We start from the raw sequence: 22,922 nt of genomic DNA on the forward strand, positions 1-22,922 counted from the left end.
TTACAAAGACTTAATAGAAGGGATTGAATTGGCTATGTTAGAAGTTACTCAAAAAGATATTCGCAATTGGTTTACTCACTGTTGCTACTGTACCTCATAAGTCAGAGAATTGCTATAGTAGGAAAACTCTCTATCTCTATATTTTTGCATAGTTTACACCACAAGTCCGGGCATGAAAACCGACAGTATTTTTTATGATCTTTTTCAATCTTATCCGTCAATTTTCTTTGAATTAATCAACCTTTCCCCCGGAGAAGCCGAGAATTACCGCTTTGATTCCGTCGAAATCAAGCAACTAGCTTTTCGTATTGATGGCGTATTTTTGCCCAATATTACCGATCCTAGCATTCCTATTTATTTCTGCGAGGTGCAATTTCAAGATGATCAGAATTTTTATGGCCGTTTCTTTGCTGAAATCTTCTTATATCTCAGTAAAACTGCTTTTAACAATGATTGGCGCGGGGTGGTCATTTATCCCCATCGTCGGGTAGAATCAGATCAGGTTGTACGTTATCAAGACTTATTGACATCTGGGAGAGTGACGCGAATCTATTTAGATGAACTAGATGATATTAATCAAGATTCCCTGGGTATTGCCACCATAAAATTAATTATTGCTAAAGAAAATCAAGCAGTGGCAACAGCCAAACAACTTATTGAACGAGTGCGAACTGAATTTACCCAACCGCAAAACTTCCTACAATTAATAGAAACGATCCTTATCTATAAATTACCACGTCTAAGTCGCCGGGAGATAGAAGCCATGTTTAGTTTAGATGAACTGAAACAAACCCGTTATTTTCAAGACGTTCGAGAAGAAGGTAAACTGGAAGGTAAACTGGAAGGTAAACTGGAAGGTAAACTGGAATCTGTGCCGCGTTTATTGGCTTTAGGTTTAACGGTAGAACAAATTGCTCAAGCCTTGGACTTAACTGTAGAAAAAGTGCGAGAAATACCAGAAACCCATTAAGATAATCTAGCAGTAAGCTATGACAGCGTTTCTGATCAAGATAAAGTGTAACCTAATTTGCTATCGACCACCGACTACCCAAAACGAAAACTTACTACCTCACCTATGACTAGCACTCCTTCAGCTTCTTTAAAATTAAAAAAAACAAAAATTACCGACACAAATATCACTCTCTCCCATGGCAGCGGTGGCAGAGCAATGCGGGATTTAATTAACGAGATATTCGTTAATAACTTCGATAATAACTTACTGGCAGCCCTTGAAGATCAAGCCCGATTTGAGATTAAAGATTTGGCTAAAATAGGCGATCGCTTGGCATTTACCACTGATTCCTATGTGGTTTCTCCCCTATTCTTTCCCGGGGGTGATATTGGCAGTTTAGCAGTCAATGGAACCGTTAATGATTTGGCTGTCGGTGGGGCAATTCCTCTCTATCTCAGTTGTAGTTTTATCCTCGAAGAAGGTTTATCTATCGACACCCTAAAAACCATCGTTACCAGCATGAAAATAGCCGCCGACAAAGCAGCGGTAAAAATCGTCACCGGGGATACAAAAGTCGTTCCCAGGGGACAAGGGGATCAAATATTTATTAATACCTCTGGAGTGGGGGTAATTCCGGCCCGAATCCATTCCAGTGCCAATAATTTACAAGTTGGTGATCGCATTTTGATTAACGGTTTTCTGGGGGATCACGGCGCCGCCATTCTGATTGCCAGGGGCGAATTAGACCTGCAATGCACAATTGAAAGCGATTGTCAAGCCCTGAATTCTTTAATTTCTGCAATTCTGGCAGTTTGCCCGCAAGTTAAAGCGATGCGGGATGCCACTAGAGGCGGATTAGCCACGGTTTTAAACGAATTTGCCCAAAGTTCAGGGGTGGGAATACAGGTGCAGGAAACGGCGATCCCCATCCGGGAAGAAGTGCGAGGAATGTGCGAATTATTGGGTTTAGAACCGCTTTATCTAGCAAATGAGGGCAAATTAGTCCTTGTTGTGCCACCAGAAGCGGAAAATCGCGTTTTAGCAGTGATGCGTTCCCATCCTGACGGCAAAAATGCCGCTTGTATCGGGGAAGTCGTCGCTTCTCCCCCCAATTTAGTTTACTTAAAAACCGCTTTCGGCACTAAAAGGATTCTCGATATGTTAGTCGGTGAACAATTACCGAGAATATGTTAATTAGGGTTTGCTGAAAAAGTTTGTTGTTAGGGTTAGAAGTCAGTAGTCAGGAGTCAGGAGTCAGTAGTCAGGAGTCAGTAGTCAGTAGTCAGGAGTCAGGAGAATTAAAAATGAATAATAATCAATTAAATGGTCTATTTACAGATTTTAGGCAATTTAATCCTGATTTTTGCTGTTTTGAACCCTCAAATAGTTGGGGTTTTGGGGTTTTAGTTGAAATTTCCTTGATAACTGATAACTGATAACTGATAACTGATAACTGATAACTGATAACTGATAACTGATAACTGATAACTGATAACTGATAACTGATAACTGAAAATGCACGAACTAGGAATTACCCAAAATATTATTGAACTTGCTTTAGAACACTCGCGAGGAATGAAAGTTAAGTGCGTGGTGTTAGAGATCGGTAAACTAACGGCAATTATGCCAGAATCGATCGCTTTTTGTTTTGATACCTGTTGTCAAGGTACTAATGTAGAGGGGGCAATGTTAGAGATTCTGGAAATTTCTGGTTTAGGACAGTGCCAAGATTGCGGAAATGAGCTAGAACTAGAATATCCCTACGGAATCTGCGATCGATGTGGTAGTCGCAATATAGTCATTTTACAGGGTCAAGAATTAAATCTCAAATCGTTGGAGACAGAATCCTTATGTGTGTAACCTGTGGTTGTTCTGATAACTCGGAAGTGACGGTAACTAATCCGCAAACGGGAACCCATGAACATATTTTAGCTGATGGTACTGTTATTAGTCATAGCCATCACGATCACGATCATGAGCATCCCCATCATCCCGCGGAAATTCACGCTCAAATTCATGGTAGCATTCTCCAAGTTGAGCAAAATCTGCTGGCAAAAAATAATCTGTTAGCGGCACAAAATCGCGGCTGGTTGAAGGGGAGAAAAACTGTTGCCCTTAATCTGGTTTCTTCCCCCGGTTCGGGAAAAACTACCCTTTTAACTCGCACAATTGCCGATTTAAAAACCGCTATTCCTATCAGTGTCATTGAGGGAGATCAAGCAACAGCTAATGATGCCCAAAAAATTAGTGAAACCGGTTGTCAGGTTATCCAAATTAATACCGGAACAGGTTGTCATTTAGAAGCATCAATGGTAGAGAGAGGATTAATCGAACTCGATCCACCGATGAATTCTTTAGTGATGATCGAAAATGTCGGTAATCTAGTTTGTCCTGCTTTATTTGATTTGGGAGAAAATGCCAAAGTCGTCATTCTTTCCGTCACCGAAGGAGAAGATAAACCGATTAAATATCCCTATATGTTCCACGCTTCTCAAGTCATGATCTTGACAAAAATAGACCTACTGCCCTACGTTAATTTTAACCTCGATCGCTGTTTAGATTACGCCTATCAAGTTAATCCCAATCTGAAAGTTTTTCAAGTTTCCGCTACCACTGGAGAAGGTTTAGATGCTTGGTACGGTTGGTTAAAATCGCTGGTTTAAGTTAAGCAGTAACACACCCAAAAAGTTCAGTCTAACCGAAAGAAAAATGACCCTAGCACTTGATCACAATACTTATAATCAACTGTTGACTAAATTTCAACCCAAGATTATTGAAAATGAGGAAGAATATGAGCAAGCGCGTCATCTTCTCCTTAATCTAATTAGTAAACAGGATCGACTACCAGAAGAAACCGCAATGGTTAAATTAATGGCGACAATTAAGTACCTAGGCAAAATTAATTACACATATCTAACCCCGCTCTTGCCTCTTGCCTCTTGCCTCTTGCCTATCTTCACTAGGAAATTAATTTTGCACGACTACTTATTAAGGATTTTGATGCCAGACAACCTCAACCCGAACCAGCTTCACCGCAGGAAGTATTATTACACTTAATGTCAGCTAACAACATGAAACAAGCTGATTTAGTTGGTAAAATTGGTTCTAAGGGTGTGGTTTCTGAGATTGTTAATGGCCAGCGATCAATTAGTAAAGCTCAAGGGAAAATTTTAGCAGAGATTTTCAATGTTTCCCCCAGTGTATTCATTTAATTATCTATTAGTTATTAATGAAAACAACCGTCATTGTTCCACCGATTAAATGTCAAGGTATCAAAACTAAACTGCTATCATCAATCAAAAGTTTAGCGGATCAGCAAAACTTTGATCGCTGGATAGAACCCTTTTGTGGTTCGGGGGTGGTAGCTTTTAATTTACAACCCAAAAAGGCCTTATACTAAATCTAGTTATTAAAAACTGATTATTTATTTCCCCTTTTGACTATTGCCTATTGCCTTTTGCATCTCCTAACCAAGAAGTTAATTTTGTTCTAGTCCTTAATCATATTCTTTTGCCGCTTGTACTAAGGATAAAAGTTGTCCAGTTTGATCGGTTCCCGATACTCCTAAATCACTGTGACAGAGGATAACTTTTTCGCTTACCCTTGCTAATAAATCCCTTAAAACTCTCTGTAAACGTGCCTGATTTTCCTCTAATTCTGCCTCTGTTGTCCAGCGTTGATAGGGACTTTTTCGCCAAAAAATTGGCGCAGCAAAAAGAGTGGCAGCACCTCCTTGTTCCCAGAGTGGAGAGGAACAATCTAGCCAAAAATGCCAACGATGACTAGAACGAAAAGAACGATATTGAAAGATATTGCCTAGGGTAACTGCTGAGGAAGATTTAATAAATTGTCGCACGGGATAGGGATTAGCAGTAATTGTACCACGGCGCAAAAGTTGGATAAACTGACTAATAGTTTCGCTGGGACTTTGAAAAGAGGGTTCACTCTCACGCAAACGCCGATCGATCTCCCAAAAATGTTGGGCAGTTTCCATTAATTCTCGCAAAGCTGCCAAGTGATCGAAGGGCAAATTTTCCCCATCGTTTAATAATTGTTCGATCGCTTGATTTAAGACAAAAATCGGGAAAAGTTTCGCTTCTTGCTGCCGTTTTTTCATCCCTTCGATCCAGTGACAAATTCTTTCGTAGGCAGTACAAGCTTTTTGTCCTAAGCGATCCCAACGGGGAAAAGTTTCGATCGCTAATAAACGAGGATTTTCCGGATGCACTTGATAACAATGATCGGCAATTAATCCGGCGCGGATTGGATCGATATCGGGAATTAAATTCTCTTCTTCATCCCAGCGATAACGGCTAAAAATCACCAGCATTTCCGCTAGGGCCTCTTGGGGGGCTAAACGCCCCAAATTTGCGTAAACAAGGGCGAGAAGGGTCAATAATGCCCGAATCAGAGGACAACTGATCAGGGGTCGTTGTTCGTTGAGGGGTTGAACGGGTATCCCGGCACCGGTTAAAATTTCCATCAGGCTATAACGGGCGATTTCGTCTAAACCGGGGGCAATAACGGCGATTTCTTCGGGTTTTACTGCTCCTTGCTTGACTGCTTGAATAATAGCTGTGGCTGTCTTCCGTAACAATTCAGCGCGAGAGGTGGTTTGCAGGGAGATGAATTGATCGGGAAGATTGCCAAGATAGTTACCGTCGCTGATTAAGGAGAGAACCGTCTCGCTAAACTGAGCAGCTAACCCGTCGGTGGTAGATAATGGCATAATTTGACAGCGTGCCGCTAATTTTTGTAGATAATCGGGATCGGCAGTTAATCCTAAGCGAATTTTTCCCTGGGGATTGTAGGTAAAAACGCTAAAACAATCATGATCGAGGAAAAAACTGAGTAAATCCTTGGCAATAGCCGGATAATCGTCCACATCGTCCGCAAAAACTCCCCGGAAGCGTTTTAATAGTTGCTGCTGATAACGACTATCAGGAAATAAATAGCGCCAATAGAGTTCGTAGATGATACCATAACTTAATAAACCACGTTCTAGAGACCAATCACGCCATTGAATGATTAATTCTCCCACTTTTTCTGGTGTTTCCTGCTCATTAATCGCTAAAACTCGTTTTAAATCTGTTTCTGATAATCCGTCGGCTAATCTTTCGGGTATCTTTTCTGCGGGAACACCACTAGCGCCGGCTAATTGTAACAAATCGAGAACTTGACGGACGAAACGATATTCATTTATGCTAGTAGGCTGGAAGAATTCAGCGATTGCTGGTTGCCAGAGAAGGGTGGCGAGTTCCTGTTCCGTTTCTGGGCGTAATCGGCGGGGAAATTGCGCTTTTAGCCCTAAAGACTCGAAAATTAACGGCCAAAACAGGATGACTTCATCGGTGAGAAAACCTAAAGGGGTTTTGCAGAGAATCGGATAGCTACCCTTAACAGCAAGGGCTAATTGATCGGCTAATTCCCGTTTATTATCATCGTTGGCAGCGAAAACTAAGATCGATCGGGGAAGGGGCGATGATTTCGGTCGATCGCGAGACACCCAGCGCCGAAATTCCCCGACTAAAGCGGTGGTTTTTCCCGATCGAGTCCCACCTTCGATCCAAATTGGTATGATTGACATCGTTTTTTCTGGATTGTATTTGTTAAGATGACTGATCGGTACTCTAGCTTTTCTCCCTTGTGGAAGTAATTGTTTCCTATGAATCTTAATCGGATTTTGCAAGGTGTTAATCAATGGTTATTACAAACTCCTGAACGTTCTTTAGATGAGGCTTATCATGCAGCTTTGAAGATTAAGGAGATAGAAGACAAGCATTTTCAAGGGCGAAAAGTGGCAGCGGAGTTCTCGAATTATGGCAGTACCACTAATTCCTATTTTATCGCAGAAGTTAAAGGTTATCTGCAAAAAATTAAAGTCAGATTGACGGAGTTTAAAGCTAGTCGCTCGATCGTTAATACCTTCGGACCAAATCAACCGACAATTAATAATGGGGTGATTACTGTCACCACAGATGTTTGTCTGAAAAAACTTCAGTTTATCGATAGTATTATCGGAAAATATCAAGGTAATTATTGGCAAGAAGATCTTGAAGATGGTCCCAAAAGTCTCCAGAACAGAAATTTTGAGCGGGAAACAGACAAAAATAAGAATTCCAGAAATCGCTCTTTTTTAGCGGCGGGTAGTCTTGAAGATGAGGAAATGATCAAAAGCAATAAATCCCAAAAAGCTACGGAAAAACCGGGAGTTTTACCCCGTTCTTTTGTCAATACTTTTAATCGCATTAAGCAGGAAATTGATCCCCAAGCGGAGGAATCGGAGGAGGCAGTTTTAAAAAGATTTCGCAATTCTCGTTATAAAACAGCCATTTCCCTCAAGTTTATTTTACTGTTAATTATTGTTCCTTTGTTGACCCAGCAATTAACCAAAACTTTCCTGATTACCCCCTTGGTTAATAAATATTTCCAACAACAGGAACAGTTTATTTTTATCAATCAGGATTTAGAAGAAGAAGCTTTTTCGGAATTGAGAAGATTTGAGGAAGCTTTACATTTTCGAGGTATGATTGGTTTAGCACCCAAATTATCTAACGAAGAAATCGAGGGAGAAATTACTAAAAAAGCTGCGGTACTAAGTGAAGAATTTCGCCAACGAGGTTTAAATGCGATCGCTAATATTTTCGCCGATATTTGTTCCCTGATTGCCTTTGGTTTTGTTATCGCTTTTAGTCGTCGGGAAATCGAGATTGTCAAGTCTTTTCTCGATGGCATTCTCTATAATCTTAGCGATTCAGCTAAAGCTTTTTTAATTATTCTCTTTACCGATATATTTGTCGGTTTCCACTCTCCCCACGGTTGGGAAGTGATCCTAGAAGGGTTAAGTCGTCATTTCGGTTTACCGGAAAATCGCGAGTTTAATTTTCTCTTTATCGCCACTTTTCCCGTTATCTTGGATACAGTCTTAAAATATTGGATTTTCCGTTATCTCAATCGCATTTCTCCCTCGGCAGTAGCTACCTATCGTAATATGAATGAATAGGGTAAAATCGGGGAGAAACTTGATAATTTACCCCTCTAATTTGGGGAGGATAATCTTGCCGCTGTCTCTTGTACTTTGGTAGATTCTAATTGCAAAGCAGTGGCAATCTGTTCTATACTTAAACCTAAAGCTAGTAAACCAGCGATCGCTTCAGTTTTAGCTTCTTCACGACCTTCTTCACGACCTTCTTGTTTAGCTTCTTGATAAAGTCGAGTCTGTCTGAGATCATCTAATCCGAACATAGCTTCTAACTCCGCACGACTAAGATTAGTAAATTTATAGGCTAAGGTTCTTTCAATTAATTCTACAACTTTTTGCTGGAAAACTAGATCATCAATTTCAGCGATCGCTTTTTCTAAAAGTGGTTTTCCTCGTTGCTGTGCTAATTGGGGTGTAGCGACAATTAACTGAATAATTCCTAAACCCAGAGACGGAGCCGGACTATCGATTAATTCATCTAAATAAATACGTCTGATCTGTCCCGTTATCTCAAATCCCCGTAGTTGATAGGGAAAATTATTGTCGATATCCCTAGAGGCAAATAAAGCTACAGCCATCCAATCCTGAACGGGTTTATACTGATTGAGATAGATGACAATTTCTGTTAAAAATCGCCAATAAAAATCGCTTTTATCCTGAAATTGCACTTCAACAAAGTAAATAATTAGTTCCGGTGCTGCTGTGGTCGGTAAAAAAATACCGTCAAAACGACGCGCTAATTCTTTGATTTCTCGGGAGGAGAATTGATAATTTTCAGCTTTCTGGGTTGACTCTCCCAGTAATTCAAAAATTAACCCCGGAAAGGTTTGCAAGAGTTGATAAAAAATTGTATCGGTCTTCACAAGCTTGAAAAAATCTAGATGTTTACTAACAATTACTTACAAATCATCTAACAAGAGCGTGACTAACACCTTATCGACGCGATTACCGTCCATATCCACCACTTCCAAGCGCAACCTTTGCCATTCAAAATGATCGGCAGCTCCCGGAATCCTGCCAAGATGGGTAATAATAAAACCACCTAAAGTGTGATAATTGCCCTGTTTTTCCCCGGGTAATTCACTGATTTCAAATAATTCTTTAAAATCTTCGATCGCCACTGTACCATCGATCAACCAAGAACCATCTTCCCGCTGCACGATCTGAGCATCTTCAATATTATCTAATTGGGGTAAATCGCCGACAATTGCCTCTAAAATATCCTTGCGCGTCACCAATCCTTGAATTACCCCGTACTCATCCACTACCAAGGCAATATGATGACCACTTTGCTGCACCAATTCTAACACCTTTAAACCCCTAGTGCTTTCCGGCACAAAAAGCGGCTGTTGTAAATCCTTCGTCAGGTCGAAACTTTCACCAGTTAAACAATCTGCCAATAAGTCTGTGACTTCGATTACCCCCAAAACCTCATCTAAACTGCCCTGACACACAGGAAAACGGTTATGATTGCTCTCAATTAGCTTCTGGCGGTTAATTTCGGCACTATCTTCCAAATCTAGCCAAATAATATCTGGGCGCGTGGTCATAATCTGGCTTACTCGGCGATCGCCCAATCCTAACACCCTTTCCACCATATCCTGTTCTGCTTCCTCAAAGGTTCCCGCTGCGGTTCCCTGTTTAAGCATAATTTTCAATTCTTCTTCCGTAATTGGGGAATCATTGTTATTAGTATTAATCCCCAACAAACCGAGAATCAGATTAGTCGATTGACTCAAAAGATGGACAATGGGCGAAACAATTTTTGATAACCTATTCAGAGGATCAGCAACGAGGATAGCGATTTTTTCAGGATTACTTAAACCTAACCGTTTCGGCACTAATTCCCCCACCACTAGGGATAGATAGGTAATAATTAACACCACTAATCCTAATCCCAAAGCTTGACTGTAGGGGGCTAAAACAGGAACTTGGGCCAATAATTGCGCCACACTGACCGATAAATTAGCTCCTCCGTAGGCCCCGGCAAAGATACCCACTAGGGTAATGCCAATCTGCACCGTCGATAAAATTTGATTGGGATCATTGGCCAATTTTAAGGCCACCGCCGCCCTTCGATCATCTCTGGCTAATTGTTCTAAACGGACTTTGCGGGCCGAGACAATGGCAATTTCCGAGAGAGCAAAGACTCCATTGAGGAGGATCAGGAAGAAGATAACAAGAATTTCGGTAGTCGCCGAGAACATGGTTAAAATTTACAGGTAAAAGGGCGGATAGTTGTTTGTATCATAGTGCGAGGATCGGTTAAGTTCAGTAAAGAATCATCTTGATTTTTAACGAGTTACGAAGGCTTGTGTCTGGAGAGGGTTACTCCCAGTATAAATGGGATAGGATCAAGTCCGCACTCTTAGCTCAGTTAGCAGTGAACAGTCAAGAGTGACCTGTTGCCAGTAAAAAAAGTTGTCCCTGGGAGAGTGGGGACAAACTATCTCAATCTATTCGCCTGAAAAATTATGATCGCTACACCCGTATCATCGAAATCGAACGCTATCACGGAAATCCGCCCCGGACTACCGACTATTTGCGGTTGGGAACAGGAAATCGCAGCGATTGTTAATCACGATGATCCGATCTTTTTACCGACAACAAATCTCCAATTAGACCATATCAAGGCTGGTTTTGCCTGTGCCTTGCATATGCACCAACCCACCATCCCCGCGGGTGTTAATGGTGAATTAATCTGCAATCTCCAGCATATGTTCGAGAATCAGGGGGATGGTGATAACCATAATGCCAGCGTTTTTGCCTGGTGTTACAGTCGCATGGGCGATTTTATCCCGGAATTGGTGGCGGAAGGCTGTAATCCCCGGATTATGCTCGATTATTCCGGCAATCTCCTCTGGGGTTTGGTACAGATGGGACGGCAGGATATCCTCGATAAACTCAAATTAATCACCTGTAACAGTCAATATCAACCCTATGTGGAATGGTTGGGGACGATGTGGAGTCATGCGGTGGCTCCTTCCACACCGATTCCCGATCTAAAATTACAGATGCAAGCATGGCAAACCTATTTTGCCTCGATTTTTGGCCCCGATGCCCTGAAACGAGTCAAAGGGTTCTCTCCCCCGGAAATGCACCTTCCTAACCATCCCGATACCCTCTACGAGTATATTAAAGCCCTGAAAGAATGCGGCTATCGTTGGTTATTGGTACAGGAACACTCGGTGGAAAATCTCGACGGTTCGGGATTGAGTCAGGAACAAAAATATATTCCTAATCGCCTGGTGGCCCGTAATTCTCGGGGTGAAGTGATTGCGATTACTGCTTTGATTAAAACCCAGGGTTCCGACACCAAATTAGTCGCCCAAATGCAACCCTACCACGAGGCCAAATGCCGCGGTAAACAGCAAATCGGCGGCGTTTGGGTTCCTTCCCTAGGTTCCCAGATTGCCGACGGTGAAAATGGTGGCGTGATGATGAATGAATTTCCTCGCGATTTTCCCAATCCTTGGCGGGAAATGCAGGGGGGTTCCACTGTGGCAGGATTTAACGGCACGGAATATCTGGAGTTAATCGAGGCCGCTGGCGTTAATCCCCAAGATTATCCCCCAATTCAAGCCGTACACCAGCATAAAATCTGGCAGCGAGTTAATCCCGATGCCGCTACCCCAGAAGCAGTGGAACAGGCGATCGCTGAGTTAAAACAGTCCGACCACCGTTTTACCATGGATGGGGCATCTTGGACAAATGATCTCAGTTGGGTGCGCGGTTACGAAAATGTTCTCGAACCGATGAACCAATTAAGCGCTCAATTCCACGAGAAATATGATCCTTTAGTACAGGCGGATCCTAGCTTCACCCGACGGCCCGATTATCTGGAGGCACTGCTTTATAATTTGCTCGTGCAAACCAGTTGTTTCCGTTATTGGGGCCAGGGTACTTGGACCGATTATGCCCGCACTTTGTACGAAAGAGGCGCGGCCTTAACCCGCTAAGATAGTAAGGTATCTAGGGCGCAGAATCTGCGCCCTAGTAGTATAAATATACTAGCAAGGGATGTTCGCCGATGAAGTAATTAAAGAAATACTCAAATCCTGATAAAAATCCTCTTGTTTTAATTCCACTTTTGATTGAGAAGCCAGTAAAAGTAAAGCCCAAAAAATCGCCACCTTTTCCTGTGTTGCCGAGTGACTAGAGGGCTTTTCTGCTTGCCATAAATCTAATAAATACTCAAACTCTATCTCCTTTTTCTCCAATTGAAAAAACTTTCTCTGCAAAAAAAAGTCCAGTTCCGCTGCCAATTCTGTCAGGTTTTCTTGGTGGGCCAATTCCGTGATAATTTGTACCGCTTCCCGTCGGGATTGGGGCCGGGGTTTCGGGACAACTACAGGCAGTTTCGGTAAAGCTTCAATCTCTAGGGCAATCTGTTGTAATTGAGTGATTAACTCCTGCAAAGTTACCCGTCTTTTTCGCGGTGGTGGGGCGGCAGTACGACGGCGAATATGATTTTCTAGATAACGGGGTAAAGTTCTTAATTCCCGTTCTAACTCGCTAATTTCCTCATCAATCAGACTTTCTTCTTGCTGGTCTAAAGACAATCTTTCTAGGGTATCAGCCTTAAATAAAACTAACATAGAAGCCCATAAAAAAGCCTGTCCCGATTGGGGTAAATTAGCCTGGGCCATGGCTAAATCTAGATCATTTAATAACCCCAATTCTGCCAAAAAGCGATCGATCACATCAATAACCTGCACATCCCAGGGGTCAATTTCTCCCTGTTCCGCCATTTCTAAAAGAGAGGCGATCGCATCACTGGCCGAGGTGATAGTCATGATTGTAGAATCTTGTAGGATCTCAAAGGATAGAATTTAGCAAGCAAAACCATGGACATATCGATCGCTGACCTGCGCTTGGACTACAATCTTGAAGAATTGCTAGAGTCCGAAACATCTGCCGATCCTTTCATTGTATTTAAACAATGGCTAGAACGGGCGGTATCTTCGGGAAGATTAGAACCCAACGCTATGACTTTAGCCACTATTTCCCCAGAGGGTAAACCCCGGGCCCGCATGGTACTGTTAAAAGACTTCGATCCTCGCGGTTTTGTTCTCTTTACCAACTACCAAAGCGCCAAAGGACAGGAATTAATCGCTAATCCCAATGCAGCCCTAGTGTTTTGGTGGGGAGAATTGCAACGGCAAATTAGGATTGAGGGAACTGTAGAAAAAATCAGCGAGGAGGAATCGGATAATTACTTTTTTGTCCGTCCCTGGGAATCTCGTTTAGGGGCCTGGGCCTCCAATCAAAGTGAAGTGATTTCCGGGCGGTATATCCTCGAAAAACGTCTGACAGAACTAAAAGAAGAATATGCTGGTCGTGAAGTTCCCCGTCCTCCTCATTGGGGCGGTTTTCGCCTAATTCCTAGTTTAATCGAGTTCTGGCAAGGTCGCCCCAGTCGTCTCCACGATCGTCTCTGTTATTATCGTCAAGAAGATGGCAGTTGGCAAAGGCAACGTTTAGCCCCTTAGTTTGATTTTGACACCTTGTATTGGCAAAATAGCTCGATACTAATTCAATTTGTCATTTTAGTCTTGAGATAATATTAGGTCGATGTCTTTTCCCAACCCGCGCTTACCTTAGCGATCGGGTTGGGCTATTATGTCAATTGGATAAAGGCAACCCGTCCGCCCTAAAGTTTCAGAAAAACGATAGAATTGAAAGGGTTTTTGTCTGCATCTTTCAAAAATAACTAGAGAATTATGGACATCAATAAAGTTGGACTTCGAGAAACCTTAGAAGCATTGCGGGTTGAACTGAGTAAATCTATTTTAGCCTCTGAGGGTGAGCAGATTCGCTTTGAAGTGGGTGACATTGAATTAGAGGTTCAATTTGTGGTTGAGCAGTCGAAAGAAGGCAAAGGTGGGCTGAAATTTTGGGTAGTAGAAATGGGTGGGGGTGTCACCAATAAAGATACGATAACCCATAGAATTAAAATTCCCCTTAAACCCATTGGGAAAGATGGAGGACCTATCAAGACAGCAAGTGATGATATTCCCGATTAGAATTTTATACCCCTAGGGACGCAATGCTTGCCCCCAAAGCAGTTAATTTGTAGGATGGGTTAGCGAAGCGTAACCCATCGCCATCCCAGAAGAATAGGTTACATCAATCCGATAAGTTATGCCCCAATTCCAACCCGATCGCGCTTTAGAAATTGTTGCTCCTAAATACGGCACTGCCTATCGAATTGGGGGACGTTTACTCTTGACTTGTCGGCATCTATTTGATAATAGTAACGACTGTCAAGTACGATTTAGATCAGCATCAAAATATTCTGATAAGCAAGACATAGACGCTAAAGTAATTTGGAAAGCGCCGGATAATATAGATATAGCTTTAGTTGAATTACCAGAAACTATCGAAACTTGTAATCCTGTAGGTTTTGGGGTGTTACCTGATGCGAGTAGCACCCAAAAAGTTAAATTTGACTGTTTGGGCTTTCCTCTATTTTTACGGTATGTTGAAGATGAGATAAAATACGCCACAGGGTTACATATTGAGGGAACTATCGATGTGGCTAATCGTGTTCCTCATAACCGTTTGTTATTAAATATTAAAGATAGTCAAGACATACAACCCACCGATGAACAATTAGAAAGATTAGCAGAAGATCAGTCACCTTGGCAAGGAACATCGGGATCAGCAATTGTTTGTAATGGGTTAGTGATTGGGGTACAATCTAAACAGCCAATTAGAGATCGTCCGGCATCTTTAGAAGCTGAATCTTTGGCCAGGGTTTATGACAATCCCGAATGGTGTGAGATATTAGAAAACCATGATATTGATCCTGAACCTAAACCCGTTATATCCGCTTCTTTAAAATCTTCTTCCTATCGCAATCAAGCTCCTCCTAAACCGAGTTATTTTGTCGAACGTCCAGAGGTTAGTATTGAGTTAAAAAAACTTTTATTGTCAGCAACAACGGAAAAAACGGGAACTTTAGTTATTAGTGCGATTTATGGATTAGGAGGTATTGGTAAATCAACTTTAGCGGCGGCATTAGCACAAGAAAAAGAAGTTCAAGCCTTTTTTCCTGATGGGATATTCTGGGCAACATTAGGACAACAACCGGACATTTTATCCTTTCTTCATGGCTGGATTCAAGCTTTAGGAGATTATAATTTTAAGCCGACGGGTATTGATGCGGCATCCTTACACTTGAGGACTTTATTGGCAGATAAAAAGGCTTTATTAGTAGTAGATGATCTCTGGAATGTAGAAGATATTGATCCTTTTATAGTAGCAGGAAATCACTGTAAATTATTAATAACCACTAGAGAAGTTCCCGTTAAAGGGGCAATTCGTTATGATTTGGATGTGATGACGGAAAGCCAATCTTTAGCCTTATTAAAGGGGTATTTAAGAAAGGAATTAACTGCTGAAGAAGAAGCACAAGGGAAAAATTTAGCGAAGATTGTGGGGTATTTACCCTTAGCTTTGGAGTTGGGAGCAGCACAAGTTAAAGATGGGGTTTCTTGGGCTGAGTTACTAGAAGATTTACAGGCAGAAATCGCTCATTTAGAAATTTTAGATCGCTTGGAAGCTGGAGATACTGTCAATGAAGAAAAACGAAAACATTATAGTTTAATTGCTTGCTTTAATCTCAGTTTAAAGCGGTTAAATGGGCAAAGATTGAGACAATTTAGCTGGTTAGGGGTGTTACCCGATGATGTTACCATTACCGAAAAAATGGCGGCGACTTTATGGGATTGTCAGGTGAGAGAAGCGAGGCAAACTTTAAGATATTTACGGGGTAAGGCTTTATTATTAACGGGGGTTTCTAGTGAACAATTAACCAGTTATCGCGTCCATGATTTGTTACATGATTTAGCCCGAAATCTGATCCTAGCGTCTCCTCATCCTGAAACGGATTATCAATTACCGGGGTTAGGGTTATCAATGGCTGAGGCACATCAACAGCTTTTACAACGGTATCAAAGACAGATTAAGAGATCCCCCCTAACCCCCCTTGAAAAGGGGGGAAAAGAGGTGGAAGTCCCCCTTGAAAAGGAGATATCCCCCCTAACCCCCCTTGAAAAGGGGGGAAAAGAGGTGGAAGTCCCCCTTGAAATCCCCCCTAACCCCCCTTGAAAAGGGGGGAATTGTGGAAGTCCCCCTTATTAAGGGGGATTTAGGGGGATCAAACTGGCACAGTTTAGAGGATGATGGCTACATTTATAATCAATTGCTCTGGCATTTGGAAAAAGCGGGACAGATAGCCCAGATTCATCTATTACTGAGGGAAGAAACCGCAGAAGGTCATAATGGTTGGTATAGTCAGTGTGAAAGGGAAGGGAAAACAGCAGTTTTTATTAAGGATGTTTCCCGGGCGTGGCAATTGGCGGAGGGGCATTTTATTGAGAATCCCAGTGAGTCGATTGGGTTACAGGTTCGTTATACCTTAATAACTACTTCCCTCAATAGTTTGGCCGGGAATATTCCACCAGAATTGATTGCTTTACTGATTCAGCATGAAATCTGGACACCTGCCCAGGGATTAGCCTATGTGAGGCAAAGTCAAGATTCTGAGAAGCAAGCCGAAGGATTAAGGGCAATTAGTCCCTATCTCACTTCTACTTTGTTAACCGAAGCCTTAGCCACAGCTAGAGAGATTTGGTATGAATCTGACCGTGCAGAGGCATTGACCGGGTTAGCTCCCCATTTACCGGAAATCTTACCCGAAGCCTTAGCCACAGCTAGAAAGATTGGGGATAAATCCTCCCGTGCTTTGGTATTGAAAGAATTAGCCCTCTATTTCCCTGAAATCTTACCGGAAGCCTTAGCTACTGCTAGAAAGATTGGGAATAAATCCTACCGTGCAAGGGCATTGACAGGGTTAGCCCCGCATTTACCCGAAATCTTACCCGAAGCCTTAGCTACTGCTAGAGCCATTGAGGATGACAACTCCTGTGGAGCGGCATTGGCAAGTTTAGCCCCCTATTTACCCGAAAATCTCTTACCGGAAGCCTTAGCTACTGCTGACGTGATTTGGGCTCAATCCTCCAGCTTCGTAGCATTGAAAGGGTTATCCCTCTATTTCCCTGAAATCTTACCGAGAGCCTTAGAAGTTGCCAGAGGGATTGGGGATGAGTACTACCGTGCAAGGGCATTGACAGGGTTAGCTCCCCATTTACCTGAAAATCTCTTAAGCGAAGCCTTAGCCACAGCTAGAGCGATTGAGCATAAAAGATTCCGTGCAGAGGTATTGACGGGGTTAGCTCCTTATTTACCCGAAATCTTACCCGAAGCCTTAGCCGCAGCTAGAGCGATTGAGGATGAAAGATTCCGTGCAGAGGCATTGACAGGATTAGCCCCGCATTTGCCCAGTTTGTTACCCGAAACCTTAGAAATTGCCAGAGGGATTGGGAATGAGTACTACCGTGCAAGGGCATTGACCGGGTTAGCCTCCCATTTCCCCAAAATCTTACCCGAAGCCTTAGAAGTTGCCAGAGTGATTGGGGATAAATCCTCCCGTGCAGTAGCATTGGTAGGGTTAGCTCCCTATCTGCCCGGAGTCTTGCCCGAAGCCTTGGCTACTGCTAGAGAGATTAAGGATGAAGGCTACCGTGCAGAGGCATTGAAAGAATTAGCCCTCTATTTCCCTGAAATCTTACCGGAAGCCTTAGCAGTTGTCAGAGGGATTGGGGATGAAATTTCCCGTGCAAGGGCATTGACCGGGTTAGCCCCGCATTTACCCGAAAATCTCTTACCCGAAGCCTTAGCAGTTGTCAGAGGGATGGGGTGGGAAGCTCCCCGTGCATTGGCATTGACAGGGTTAGCCCCGCATTTACCCGAAAATCTCTTACCCGAAGCCTTAGCCACAGCTAGAGAGATTGGGGATGAAAGATTCCGTGCAGAGGCATTGACAGGGTTAGCCCCGCATTTACCCGAAAATCTCTTACCCAAAGCCTTAGCCACAGCTAGAGCGATTAAGGATGAAGGCTACCGTGCAGAGGCATTGAGAGGGTTAGCCCCCTATTTACCCGAAATCTTACCCGGAGCCTTCGCTACTGTTAGAGCGATTGGGTATTGGAATGGCCAAGCAGAGGCATTGACAGGGTTAGCTCCCCATTTACCGGAAAGTTTGTTACCCGAAGCCTTAGAAGTTGCCAGAGGGATTGGGGATGAATACTACCGTTCAGAGGCATTGAGAGGATTAGCCATCTATTTCCCTGAAATCTTACCCGAAGCCTTAGCAGTTGTCAGAGGGATGGGGTGGAAATCTTCCCGTGCATTGGCATTGACAAGGTTAGCCCCGCATTTACCCGAAAATCTCTTACCCGAAGCCTTAGAAGTTGCCAGAGGGATTGGGGATGAATACGACCGTGCATGGGCATTGACAGGGTTAGCCCCGCATTTACCCGAAAATCTCTTACCCGAAGCCTTAGAAGCTGCCAGAGCCATTAAGTATGAAATACAGCGTGCTTCGGTATTGACCAGGTTAGCTCCCTATTTCCCACAAGCGTTACCGGAAGCTTTAGAAGCTGCCAAAGCCATTGGGGATGAATCAAAACGTGCAGACGTATTAAAAGCATTAACAGCCACCTTAACCCCTGCTAATGTTGACTTATCTTTCTGGCAAGATGTCCTTCAGGCTTTGGGTACTCTCACTCGTCCTAATTTCCTCGAAACTATTCCCAACTTAGCGCCTTTAATCCTTCATTTTGGGGGGGAGGTCGCCCTCAGAGAAATCCATCAAGCAATTAGAGAAGTCAGCCGCTGGTGGCGGTGATTCTCCTGTCAATAATTGCTATAATAGCTAAAATGGTCATAATGGCTAGTTTCTATAAAGGTTAGTTATGAAAACATTAGGAGCCTCAGAAGCAAAAAATCGCTTTGGCGAACTGTTAGACTTGGCTCGAAGAGAACCAGTAAAGATAGCAAAAAAGGGACGTAATGTTGCAGTCGTGCTGTCAATCGAGGAATTTGAGAGATTTTCCGAGTTAGAAAATCAACTTTTGGCTTTACAGGCAGAAAAAGCTCATCAAGAAGGTTTTATCGGAACAACAGAAAGTGAGGCTTTACTGTCAGAAATTTTAAATGCTTAAGATTAACCTATCTCGACAGGCAACTAAACGCTTAAAAAAACTGCCAGATAAACACGCCAAACAAGTAGCCACAAAAATAACCGAACTGAGAACAAATCCCTATCCCCAAGATTCTCTAAAGTTAAAAGGATACTCTTATCATAGAGCCGATATTGGTGAATATCGAATCGTTTATCGTGTTGAGGAGCAAACACTAGAAATCTTGCTGATTGACAAACGAAACGATGATGAAATTTATAAACAACTAAAGAGAACAATATAGAGAATCTTAATTATCAACCATCAATTAATTAGCGATATTATTCCTGCTAAAATCAAGAAAAACAAATTATCTTTAAACACTCATGAACATTAACGTAACATTTCCCGAAGAACTCCTCATTGCTGCCAGAGAAGAAAAAGAAGCATTCTCTCGTAAAGTCATAATTTATACATTAGGGCATCTTTATCAAGAAGGAAAAATTTCAGCAGGAATCGGCGCACAAGTATTAGGATGCGATAAATATACATTTTATACACTTCTCTCTGAGTATGGTTTTTCCATTATTGATTACACAGCAGAAGAATGGGAATCAGAAATACAAACCAGCCGTAAATTAGCCAAAAAAATCAAAGAAAATGAAGATAATTGTTAATTCTACACCGATCATCGCCTTATCTTTGATTAATCAATTAGATCTTCTTAATCAGCTATTTAATGAAGTGATTATTCCTTGGGCAGTTTATCAAGAAATTGTCATCGCTGGAGATAATAAACCAGGGGCAAAAGAACTCAAAAATGCCAATTGGATTCAAGTTCAAGAAGTTGCATCATCATCTCCTCTTGAACCGCTATTACTAGGATTAGATCGAGGAGAATTAGAAGTTATTCTCTTGGCAATTTCAATCAAACCAGACTGGGTAATTATAGATGAGAAATTAGCAATAAGAGTTGCCAAAGCTATGGAATTACCCGTCAAAGGAACATTAGGAATTCTCTTGGTTGGTTTTTATGCAGGTTATCTATCTAAACAAGAAATTTTAGATTTATCACAACAGTTAGTTGATTATGTAATTCGTATTAGTTCTCCGATTCTTAATTGGCTAAAAACAGAATTAGACAATGATAATTAATACCAAATCAATACAAAATAAACTACCATGAAACAACTAATCGTACACATTCGTGACCAAGAAAAAGCAGAAACACTCTCTAAAATTTTAACTGCTTTAGATTTTGTTGACTCCGTAGAAATCATCGAAGATCAAACAACATTATCTGATAACGAGCAAGACTTCTTTGCCCTAGCAGGATTGTGGGAAAACAGAAATATCACCCCTAAATCTATCCGTGAAGCAGCATGGCGAGAAGAAAACCGATGATTTTATGTGACACCAATATCCTCATTGAATTCTATAAAAACAACCATAGAATTATCGAAGAGCTTCGCCATATTGGACTAAATCAACTAGCCATTAGTTCCATTACTCGGCTCTTCGTTACTTGTTATGGTTCGATAGGGGGGCATAAATCGACTAAATCCTTATCTGGCAAGAGACTTAATTGATTAGTTCGCTCTAGATAAAAAACAATTGACAAAAATAGCTACCGAAGAGCCCATTACTCAAGCCGAATTATATTATGGAGCAATCAATAAAAATGAACTCAACAAAATCAAAAGACATCTCGGATTGCTACATACCTTTCCTGTAGATGTCGCAATATCCAATCAATTTATTAACTTAATGGAAACCTACTCCCTCAGTCACAAACTCAACATCCCTGACTCTATCATTGCCTCAACAGCATTAGTGCAGAATATTAAGCTATATACATTGAATTTGAGAGATTTTTGTTTTATTCAAGGCTTAGAACTCTATGATCTGTCAAATGAATAACCCATCAACGTTAGCATTTTCCAGCGTTCAGCGAACCAGTCATGAATTAGTCAAAAAATCAAAGAGAATGAAGATAATTGTTAATTCTATTCCCAATTTAGTCCCTTTAATCCTTCATTTTGGGGGGGAGGTTGCCTGAAGAGAAGTGTATCAAGGGATTAGGGAGGTGAGTCGGTTGTGGTGGTGATTCTCCTCTCACTAATTAGGGTTTGCCTTACCCAATTGAATCAGCAGTCTGCTCCCCAGTGCCTTCGGCAAGCGCAGAAATCCAATAAAATAGTGAATAGGTGACATCGGGAAAAAATCATCTATGGCAACTACATCAGAAGACGTATGGCGACTCTTAGCCGAATTAGCGACTGCTCAAGCTGAATTAACTGCTGCTCAAAAAGAAACTGACAAACAACTGAAAGAAGTTAGTCAACAACAGAAGGAAACTGACCGACAACAGAAGGAAACCGAGCGACGACAACAGAAAACCGACCGACAACTCAAAGAATTAAGACGGCAAATTGGGGGACTTGGTGCAAAATTCGGCAGCTTTACCGAAGGACTTGCCCTTCCCTCAATGGAAACGATTCTCAGGCAACGCTTTGGTATGGAAGTGGTTAGTCCCAGTGTGCGAGTCAGTAAAGATGGACAACACCTAGAAATTGATGTCCTTGCCCATACCAATGGTCAGCTAAATACCGCCTATATCGTCGAGGTTAAAAGTCATGCCAAAGAGGAATCTATTACACAATTAAAAAGTATTTTGCAACGGTTTCGCAGCTTTTTTCCTGAACACAAAGATAAAAAACTCTATGGCATATTAGCGGCGGTTCATGTATCCCCGGAATTACGGGAAAAAATTCTGCAAGAAGGGTTTTATGTGGCTCGGATTCATGACCAAGTATTTGAACTCGATATTCCCGATAATTTTCAACCTCAAACCTATTAAAACATCAAAGGCGATCGCTTTTGCTCTGATATTGTGAGGGATGATTGCTTGTATTTAGCGGTAAATATCCTTTCGATGCCCAATATCAAGAACAATCACCTTCTTTTCTGAATCATCGATACCATAAATAATTCGATAAACTCCAATCCGAACCCGCCACCCTTCTCTTCCTGTCAGTTTTAGACATCCTGATGGTCTTGGATTTTCAGCTAATTCTCTAATGCCATCTCGAACTTTTTGATAATCATCCTTTGGGAGATTTGCTAAAGCCTTAGAAGCACGTTTTTTAATAGTAATATTGTAACTCATTGCTGACTATTTTCAATTTCAGCGATCGCTACTTCAAAAGGAATTTCATCATCCTCGCCTGAGACAGCCAAATCATAGGCTCTAATGGCATCTAACTCTTCTGATTCTTCCAGCAGTTTCTGATATTCTTCTATATCTAAAAGAACACCTATTCGATTACCCTGCTCATCGGTGATATACCTTTCCTTTAATTTCATTTGAGAACAACTGCCTTAGTTAATTTTCGTTCCAATTATAACTCAGGTGTTAACGCCTGCCAATATTGACCTATCCTTCTGGGAAAAAACCTTTCATGCTTTGGGTACTCTCACTCGTTCTAATTTCCTCGAAACTATTCCCAACTTAGTCCCTTTAATCCTTCATTTTGGGGGACTGGTCGCCTTAAGAGAAGTGTATCAAGGGATTAAAGAGGTGAGTCGCTGGTGGCGGTGATTCTTGTTCTATGAATTAGCCTCCACCTTACCCAATTGAATCAGCAGTCTGCTCCCCAGTGTCTTCGGCAAGCGCGGAAATCCAATAAAATAGTGAATAGGTGACATCAGGAAAAAATTATCTATGGCAACTACATCAGAAGACGTATGGCGAATCTTAGCCGAATTAGCGACTGCTCAAGCTGAATTAACTGCTGCTCAAAAAGAAACTGACAAACAACTGAAGGAGACTGACCTACTATGGCTCTTCGGGAATTGTTATGCAAATAATTAACTTAAAATAAAATTCGATGAGAGCGCCTACGCTCAAAAGTAGCTGAAATCCATACAGGGAAGGACTTAAGGCACAAACAGGTTA

Annotated in this window: 26 protein-coding genes and 3 pseudogenes; 23 read left to right on the top strand and 6 right to left on the bottom strand. The window is 41.9% G+C overall.

Annotated features, from left to right (window positions below; translation table 11 throughout):
• The 8 genes and pseudogenes from EWV68_RS05600 to EWV68_RS05635 all read left to right on the top strand — a co-directional run.
• Positions 1 to 100: pseudogene (locus EWV68_RS05600) on the top strand (IS630-like element ISMae26 family transposase); the annotation flags it as partial.
• 72 nt (positions 101 to 172) lie between these two features.
• A complete protein-coding gene (locus EWV68_RS05605) occupies positions 173 to 970 on the top strand; it encodes an Rpn family recombination-promoting nuclease/putative transposase (protein WP_012268002.1) in 798 nt (265 codons plus the stop codon).
• 105 nt (positions 971 to 1,075) lie between these two features.
• Entirely contained in the window at positions 1,076 to 2,146 is a 1,071-nt protein-coding gene (hypE, locus tag EWV68_RS05610) for a hydrogenase expression/formation protein HypE (protein WP_287169118.1), read from the top strand.
• Positions 2,147 to 2,467: 321 nt separating this feature from the next.
• Complete coding sequence (locus EWV68_RS05615; protein ID WP_079206372.1) at positions 2,468 to 2,812, top strand: hydrogenase maturation nickel metallochaperone HypA/HybF; 345 nt, start codon at positions 2,468 to 2,470, stop codon at positions 2,810 to 2,812.
• Complete coding sequence (gene hypB, locus EWV68_RS05620) at positions 2,803 to 3,615, top strand: hydrogenase nickel incorporation protein HypB (RefSeq protein ID WP_061430660.1); 813 nt, start codon at positions 2,803 to 2,805, stop codon at positions 3,613 to 3,615. The genes EWV68_RS05615 and hypB overlap by 10 nt, the downstream gene beginning before the upstream one ends.
• A 46-nt stretch (positions 3,616 to 3,661) precedes the next feature.
• Positions 3,662 to 4,009, top strand: coding sequence for a hypothetical protein (locus EWV68_RS05625; RefSeq protein ID WP_287169119.1), 348 nt, complete (start codon positions 3,662 to 3,664; stop codon positions 4,007 to 4,009).
• Positions 3,940 to 4,164: pseudogene (locus EWV68_RS05630) on the top strand (helix-turn-helix domain-containing protein); the annotation flags it as partial. The gene EWV68_RS05625 and the pseudogene EWV68_RS05630, both read left to right, overlap by 70 nt.
• A 17-nt stretch (positions 4,165 to 4,181) precedes the next feature.
• A complete protein-coding gene (locus EWV68_RS05635) occupies positions 4,182 to 4,352 on the top strand; it encodes a DNA adenine methylase (RefSeq protein WP_287169120.1) in 171 nt (56 codons plus the stop codon).
• Between the two features lie 96 nt (positions 4,353 to 4,448).
• Here EWV68_RS05635 and EWV68_RS05640 read toward each other — a convergent pair whose 3' ends face one another.
• Positions 4,449 to 6,539 (bottom strand): PD-(D/E)XK nuclease family protein, encoded by a 2,091-nt coding sequence (locus EWV68_RS05640; RefSeq protein ID WP_287169121.1) that lies wholly within the window; start codon positions 6,537 to 6,539, stop codon positions 4,449 to 4,451.
• A gap of 78 nt (positions 6,540 to 6,617) precedes the next feature.
• Between EWV68_RS05640 and EWV68_RS05645 the strand changes: the two genes are divergently transcribed.
• On the top strand, positions 6,618 to 7,955 hold the full coding sequence (locus EWV68_RS05645; RefSeq protein WP_061430663.1) for a proton extrusion protein PcxA: 1,338 nt from the start codon (positions 6,618 to 6,620) through the stop codon (positions 7,953 to 7,955).
• A gap of 35 nt (positions 7,956 to 7,990) precedes the next feature.
• Here the strand turns inward: EWV68_RS05645 and EWV68_RS05650 are convergent, their stop codons facing one another.
• Together EWV68_RS05650 and EWV68_RS05655 are read right to left on the bottom strand one after the other, a co-directional pair.
• Positions 7,991 to 8,797, bottom strand: coding sequence for an Rpn family recombination-promoting nuclease/putative transposase (locus tag EWV68_RS05650; protein ID WP_287169122.1), 807 nt, complete (start codon positions 8,795 to 8,797; stop codon positions 7,991 to 7,993).
• Positions 8,798 to 8,833: 36 nt separating this feature from the next.
• Entirely contained in the window at positions 8,834 to 10,141 is a 1,308-nt protein-coding gene (locus EWV68_RS05655) for a hemolysin family protein (protein ID WP_002760525.1), read from the bottom strand.
• A 267-nt stretch (positions 10,142 to 10,408) separates the two neighbouring features.
• Between EWV68_RS05655 and EWV68_RS05660 the strand changes: the two genes are divergently transcribed.
• Positions 10,409 to 11,893, top strand: a complete 1,485-nt coding sequence (locus EWV68_RS05660) for a polysaccharide deacetylase family protein (RefSeq protein WP_287169123.1) — start codon at positions 10,409 to 10,411, stop codon at positions 11,891 to 11,893.
• A gap of 51 nt (positions 11,894 to 11,944) precedes the next feature.
• Here EWV68_RS05660 and EWV68_RS05665 read toward each other — a convergent pair whose 3' ends face one another.
• Positions 11,945 to 12,730 carry a segregation/condensation protein A gene (locus tag EWV68_RS05665; RefSeq protein WP_125731063.1) on the bottom strand — a complete coding sequence of 262 codons (786 nt, stop codon included), beginning with the start codon at positions 12,728 to 12,730 and terminating at the stop codon, positions 11,945 to 11,947.
• A 51-nt stretch (positions 12,731 to 12,781) separates the two neighbouring features.
• On the opposite strand from EWV68_RS05665, the gene pdxH reads away from it, so the two are divergent.
• The 11 genes from pdxH to EWV68_RS05720 all read left to right on the top strand — a co-directional run bounded on the left by pdxH (position 12,782) and on the right by EWV68_RS05720 (position 21,824).
• A complete protein-coding gene (gene pdxH / locus EWV68_RS05670) occupies positions 12,782 to 13,426 on the top strand; it encodes a pyridoxamine 5'-phosphate oxidase (protein WP_104398377.1) in 645 nt (214 codons plus the stop codon).
• Between the two features lie 231 nt (positions 13,427 to 13,657).
• Positions 13,658 to 13,960 carry a trypco2 family protein gene (locus EWV68_RS05675; RefSeq protein WP_016517340.1) on the top strand — a complete coding sequence of 101 codons (303 nt, stop codon included), beginning with the start codon at positions 13,658 to 13,660 and terminating at the stop codon, positions 13,958 to 13,960.
• A gap of 118 nt (positions 13,961 to 14,078) precedes the next feature.
• Entirely contained in the window at positions 14,079 to 16,049 is a 1,971-nt protein-coding gene (locus EWV68_RS05680; RefSeq protein WP_287169124.1) for an NB-ARC domain-containing protein, read from the top strand.
• A gap of 13 nt (positions 16,050 to 16,062) precedes the next feature.
• Positions 16,063 to 18,690 (top strand): hypothetical protein, encoded by a 2,628-nt coding sequence (locus tag EWV68_RS05685; protein ID WP_287169125.1) that lies wholly within the window; start codon positions 16,063 to 16,065, stop codon positions 18,688 to 18,690.
• 67 nt (positions 18,691 to 18,757) lie between these two features.
• Positions 18,758 to 19,006: a type II toxin-antitoxin system Phd/YefM family antitoxin gene (locus tag EWV68_RS05690; protein ID WP_002739617.1), complete on the top strand. Its 249-nt coding sequence runs from the start codon at positions 18,758 to 18,760 to the stop codon at positions 19,004 to 19,006.
• Entirely contained in the window at positions 18,999 to 19,268 is a 270-nt protein-coding gene (locus EWV68_RS05695; RefSeq protein ID WP_002739840.1) for a type II toxin-antitoxin system RelE family toxin, read from the top strand. The genes EWV68_RS05690 and EWV68_RS05695 overlap by 8 nt, the downstream gene beginning before the upstream one ends.
• An 82-nt stretch (positions 19,269 to 19,350) precedes the next feature.
• On the top strand, positions 19,351 to 19,641 hold the full coding sequence (locus EWV68_RS05700; protein WP_147069485.1) for a UPF0175 family protein: 291 nt from the start codon (positions 19,351 to 19,353) through the stop codon (positions 19,639 to 19,641).
• A complete protein-coding gene (locus EWV68_RS05705; RefSeq protein WP_287169126.1) occupies positions 19,625 to 20,119 on the top strand; it encodes a PIN domain-containing protein in 495 nt (164 codons plus the stop codon). The genes EWV68_RS05700 and EWV68_RS05705 overlap by 17 nt, the downstream gene beginning before the upstream one ends.
• Positions 20,120 to 20,146: 27 nt before the next feature.
• Entirely contained in the window at positions 20,147 to 20,368 is a 222-nt protein-coding gene (locus EWV68_RS05710; protein WP_287169127.1) for a hypothetical protein, read from the top strand.
• 210 nt (positions 20,369 to 20,578) lie between these two features.
• Positions 20,579 to 20,884, top strand: a complete 306-nt coding sequence (locus tag EWV68_RS05715) for a type II toxin-antitoxin system VapC family toxin (protein ID WP_287169129.1) — start codon at positions 20,579 to 20,581, stop codon at positions 20,882 to 20,884.
• Positions 20,885 to 21,194: 310 nt separating this feature from the next.
• Entirely contained in the window at positions 21,195 to 21,824 is a 630-nt protein-coding gene (locus EWV68_RS05720; RefSeq protein WP_287169130.1) for a DUF3782 domain-containing protein, read from the top strand.
• A gap of 54 nt (positions 21,825 to 21,878) precedes the next feature.
• On the opposite strand, the gene EWV68_RS05725 is transcribed toward EWV68_RS05720, so the two are convergent.
• Together EWV68_RS05725 and EWV68_RS05730 are read right to left on the bottom strand one after the other, a co-directional pair.
• Positions 21,879 to 22,133 (bottom strand): type II toxin-antitoxin system RelE family toxin, encoded by a 255-nt coding sequence (locus EWV68_RS05725; protein WP_061430671.1) that lies wholly within the window; start codon positions 22,131 to 22,133, stop codon positions 21,879 to 21,881.
• Entirely contained in the window at positions 22,130 to 22,330 is a 201-nt protein-coding gene (locus EWV68_RS05730) for a RelB antitoxin-like protein (protein ID WP_045358196.1), read from the bottom strand. The genes EWV68_RS05725 and EWV68_RS05730 overlap by 4 nt, the downstream gene beginning before the upstream one ends.
• A 46-nt stretch (positions 22,331 to 22,376) precedes the next feature.
• Here EWV68_RS05730 and EWV68_RS05735 point away from each other — a divergent pair, with 46 nt between their 5' ends.
• Together EWV68_RS05735 and EWV68_RS05740 are read left to right on the top strand one after the other, a co-directional pair.
• Entirely contained in the window at positions 22,377 to 22,565 is a 189-nt protein-coding gene (locus EWV68_RS05735; RefSeq protein WP_061430672.1) for a hypothetical protein, read from the top strand.
• A 123-nt stretch (positions 22,566 to 22,688) separates the two neighbouring features.
• Positions 22,689 to 22,805, top strand: a pseudogene (locus EWV68_RS05740) (DUF3782 domain-containing protein); the annotation flags it as partial.
• Positions 22,806 to 22,922: the final 117 nt, after the last annotated feature.

It is taken from the genome of Microcystis sp. M_QC_C_20170808_M9Col (assembly GCF_007095495.1).
GTDB lineage: Bacteria > Cyanobacteriota > Cyanobacteriia > Cyanobacteriales > Microcystaceae > Microcystis > Microcystis aeruginosa.